The sequence below is a fragment of the Streptomyces sp. NPDC007162 genome (genome assembly GCF_040634175.1).
GTDB lineage: Bacteria > Actinomycetota > Actinomycetes > Streptomycetales > Streptomycetaceae > Streptomyces.
Window position 1 is genome coordinate 1 of sequence record NZ_JBEYFC010000593.1, and the last position, 4,907, is coordinate 4,907.

Annotated in this window: 1 protein-coding gene; it reads left to right on the forward strand. The window is 68.0% G+C overall.

The window, feature by feature from the left end; genetic code table 11:
- The first annotated feature begins 1,476 nt into the window (after positions 1–1,476).
- Positions 1,477–4,839 carry a discoidin domain-containing protein gene (locus ABZ646_RS40000; protein WP_360530695.1) on the forward strand — a complete coding sequence of 1,121 codons (3,363 nt, stop codon included), beginning with the start codon at positions 1,477–1,479 and terminating at the stop codon, positions 4,837–4,839.
- Positions 4,840–4,907 lie beyond the last annotated feature (68 nt).

The window sequence follows — 4,907 nt, forward strand, 5'->3', positions numbered from 1 at the left end:
GGTGGGGGGCCGCCCCCACCGCCGCCGTCACGGCGCCTCTCCGGAATCGGAGAACGCCGAGTCCGTGTGTGGCGGGGCTCGGACTCACGCGGAGTCGTGAGCGTGCTGCGTGTGCCGGAATCGGACGTGCTGTCAGTGTCGGCTCCCGTGCTGCCAGGTGGGCAGCGGGCCCGTCGATGGGGGGATTCCGATCCCGGTGATCGTCGCCACCCGGTCCGTCCGGGTGACGGCCGGGGTGCCGAAGGAGATGTCGGGTGGCGGGCCCGGGACGAAGAGCCTTGCCGCTCTGGGCGCAGACCAGTCGGTAGACGCCATTGACCAGGACAGCTGGCATGCCGTTGACCTCCACACAGACGACGGAGTCGTTGGCGCTGGGGCGCGGTGGTCGACGCGGTTGACCGTGTTGCAGACCGCCGGGATCTGCAGGGTGCCGCTCGTGGGCCAGCTGAAGACGTGCGCGAAGAGCTTGCCGTTCTTCCTGGTGACCTTGCCCCAGGAGGATCGGTGGCGAAGGGGCTGCCGAAAGTGGCTTCGCGGCGCGGCCGAGCGGCCGCACTGCGAAGGCATGTGGTGTCCCTGCGACAGCAGCTAGGCGCGACCTGAATGGTGTTTCTGAGCCGGCTGAAGATGGTGCGGCAACGGCACGTTACGAGGCCGGCCGTGATCACGGCCAACGGACCGGCAGGTACTGGTCGTTGCCGCGTGCCGCCGGACAAACCTGACATGCGACAGTCGGGCGTTGTTCGGCGTCTCCGCTGTCCCCGGCAATGGCTCCACTGCTGGGGGTTGCACCCAGGGCCTCGGCAATGTCGTCAGGTGATGCCGAGGAGGAGGGCCCGTGGGCGACTCCTATCGCGGGCGTGATGTCGGGTGCAGGCGGCGCTGGTGGTGATTCCGGCAGTGCGTAACGCGCCGATGACGGCGTTGCGTATCGCGGCCCTGGCTTCAGGTCCGATGCCCGTGCGGACCTGGCTGCGGTCGCCGTCGAGGTGACATCGCGACCCCGGGGAATCTTGTTCTCGATGGCCCAGCGCCCGCGGATCCATGCGGCTACATGTGCCGGTCCGGCTTTGTGGACGCGCAGGTGGATGATGGCGTAGACGGTTTCGGTGGTGCGCCAGCCGCACGGCACGCCTGCTACTGGATCTGGTTCTCGATGTGCCGGTGGCTGCGGATCCGCGCGGCGAGCCGTGCTGGCCGGGCCTGGTGTACGTGCCCCTCGAGCGGCCCTGTGGCTGCCTTGACAAGATTCACGACAACGTTCTCATTCGGATCGCCGGAGCCAAACGCGGCGAATGGCCTGCAGGACGCCGACTGCATAGGTCTTGACACCCACTTGCACGGCGGCGAAGAATCCCCGCTGCAAACACGTAAATGAAACGATTCAAAATTCGGTGGACCACGGCGGCCCCCCTCCCAGGCCTCCAGGACGCCTCTCCTCTTCGCCTCCCCCGCACATCGACAGCAGGAGCCCGCATGTCCTCTGTAACGCGCCGGTCTGCCCTGCGCTCGGCCATAGCCGTGGCGCTCGCGCCCACTCTCGGTTCGGTGTTCCTTCCGGGGCTGGCTCCCGCGGCGTCGGCCGCCGCCTCCTGGACCGCCAAGTGGATCTGGGCGTCGTCCAGTTCGGCGAACCAGTGGGTGGCGTTCCGCAGATCGTTCACGCTGGGCTCCGCGCCGTCGAAGGCGATGACGCAGATCGCGGCGGACTCCAAGTACTGGCTGTGGGTCAACGGCACGCTCGTCGTTTTCGACGGGCAGCTCAAGCGCGGCCCCAACCGCACCGGCACCTACTACGATGTGATCGACCTCGCCCCGTACCTCACCAGCGGGCGCAACACGGTGGCGCTGCTGGTGTGGCACTTCGGCAAGCAGGGCTTCTCGCACAGCAGCAGCGGCAGCGGCGGTCTGCTGTTCCAGTCCGACGTCACCACCGATTCCACCACCACCCGCCTCGTCAGCGACACCAGCTGGAGGCACACCGTCCATCCGGGCTACTCGAACAACACCAACGGCACCCAGGTCAACTTCCGCCTGCCCGAGTCGAACATCTACTACGACGCCCGCAGCGCCACCGCCATGACCGCGTGGGAATCGACCGGCTTCGACGACAGCACGTGGAGTGCCCCCACCGACTACGGAGCCGCCGGTGCCGCGCCCTGGAGCGATCTCGTCCAGCGACCGGTACCGCAGTTCCGGTATTCGGGCCTGAAGGCCTACAGCAACGCGACGTCGCTGCCGTCCACGGGGCAGGGCGCCGCTGCCATCACGGCCACCTTGCCCTCGAACCTCCAGGTCACGCCCTATCTGAAAGTGAACGCCCCGGCCGGCGCGGTGATCGGTATGCAGACCGACCACTACGCCGACGGCGATGGCCTCACCGGCCTCACACCCGGGGCGGAGAACAATGTTCGCGCCACCTACGTCTGCGCGGGCGGGGTCCAGGAGTTCGAGGCGCTTGCCTGGATGAGCGGCACGGCGGTGAAGTACACGATCCCCTCGGGCGTCACCATCCTGGATCTGAAATACCGGGAGTCCGGCTACGACACCGACTTCGCCGGCTCCTTCAGCAGCAGCGAGGCCTTCTTCGACACCCTGTGGGGCAAGGCGGCGCGCACGATGTACGTCAACATGCGCGACAACTACATGGACTGCCCCACGCGTGAGCGCGCCCAGTGGTGGGGCGATGTGGTCAACCAGCTCAAGGAAGGCTTCTACACCTTCGACACCCGCTCCCACGCCCTCGGCGCCAAAGCCATCGCCCAGCTGACGGCCTGGCAGAAGCCGAGCGGTGTGCTCTACTCGCCGATCCCCTCCACCATCTGGACCGCCGAACTGCCCGTCCAGATGCTCGCTTCCGTGTGGGCCTTCGGCACGTACCACCTCTACACGGGCAACACCGACGCCGTCTCCGGCACCTACCCGGCGGTGAAGGCGTATCTGAACCTGTGGAGCCTGGACAGCGACGGCCTGGTCAACCACCGCGCCGGAGACTGGGACTGGGAGGACTGGGGCAGCAACATCGACGCCCGCGTCCTGGACAACAGCTGGTACTACCTGGCCCTCGACACGGCCATCACCCTCGCCGGCCTCAGCGGCAACAGCGGGGACATCGCCGGCTGGCAGGCACAGCGCGACAGCATCAAAGCCAACTTCGACCGCGCCCTGTGGAACTCCTCCAGCAACGCGTACCGTTCACCCGGCTACAGCGGCGACACCGATGACCGCGCCAACGGCCTCGCCGTCGTCGCCGGCCTCGCCCCGGCCTCCCGCCACCGGGCGATCACCGAGGTGCTGCGCACCCACCTCAACGCCAGTCCCTACATGGAGTTCTACGTCCTGGAGGCGCTGTATCTGATGGGCTCGGCCACCGTCGCCGAGGAACGGATGCGCAACCGCTACGCCGCTCAGGTCGCCGACCCCACCTGCTACACCCTGTGGGAGATATGGGACAAGGCGGGCGGCACCGACAACCACGCCTGGAACGGCGGCCCCCTGTACACACTGTCCGCCTACGCCGCCGGCATCCGGCCCACCAAGCCCGGCTGGGAGACGTACGACGTCGTCCCGCAGACCGGCACCCTCACGAAGATCAACACGGTCACGCCGACCGTCAAGGGCGACATCCGCTTCGGCATCACGCGCGACGGCACCCAGGTGACCCTGACCCTGACCTCTCCGAGTGGCTCCACCGCGCGGGTCGGGGTGCCGACCTACGGCGGATCCGCACCTGTCGTCAAGGCCAACGGGACCACCGTCTTCACGGGCGGCGCAGCCACCGGCAGCATCCCCGGCCTCGGCTACACGAGCAAGGACGCGTCCTACGTCTACTTCACCCTCCAGCCCGGCAACTGGACGTTCACGGTCACCGGCGCCGGCCGCCTCGACAACGTCGCCCTCGGCCGGTCCGTCACCAGCAACAGCAGCCTGGAAAACGGCGACTGGGGCAAGAACCGGCTCACCGACGGCAAGCTCACCAGCGTGACCGCGGCCAAGGGCTACACCAGCAACGACTTCCCCTCAGCCGACGTCAGCGCGAACCCCGTCTGGGTCGAGATCGACCTCGGCGCCGACACCGACCTCGACGCCGTACGCCTCTTCCCCCGCACCGACACCCCCGCGGTCGGCGGCGGCACAGCGGGCTTCCCCGTCGACTTCACCATCCAGACCCGCCCCGACGGCTCCAGCACCTACACCACCGTCCGCACCGTCACGGCCGAACCCAATCCGGGCGGGCTGGTGCAGACGTACGGCTTCAAGACCACCACCGCCCGTTACGTACGCCTGCAGGCCACCAGGCTCGGGACGCCTCCCGTCGACGAGACCACCAAGTACCGCCTCCAGCTCGCCGAACTCACCGTCCCCACCGCCGCGACCACTGTCACCGCCAACTACACGCTGGAGAACGGCGACTGGGGCAAGACCAGGCTCCTCGACGGCACCACCGCCAGCGCGGCCGGCGCCAAGGGCTTCACCAGCATCGACTTCCCCTCCGCCGACATCAGCGCCACGCCGGTATGGATCGAGGTCGACCTCGGATCCGACAGGGCCATCGGCTCCGTCACCCTCCACCCCCGCACCGACACCGCAGCAGCCGGCGGCGGCACAGCGGGCTTCCCCGTGGACTTCACGATCCAGACCCGCCCCGACGGATCCACCGCCTACACCACCGCTCGTACCCTCACCGCCGAGCCCGATCCCAACGGAGCCGCCCAGACCTACACCCTCACTTCCGCCACCGGCCGCTACCTACGTCTGAAGGCCACCAAGCTCGGCAAGCCCGCCGCGGACGAAAGCACGAGGTACCGCCTCCAACTCGCCGAGCTCCGCATCAAGTAGCAGGTCATCCGGAAACGGGCGGCCGGTCGGAACAAAAAAACCAAACCAACAACCCAACTAAAACTACA

What these genes read in the sequence shown, in the direction of transcription:
- ABZ646_RS40000 (WP_360530695.1), top strand. Translation starts at nt 1,477, where the DNA reads ATGTCCTCTGTAACGCGCCGGTCTGCCCTGCGCTCGGCCATAGCCGTG.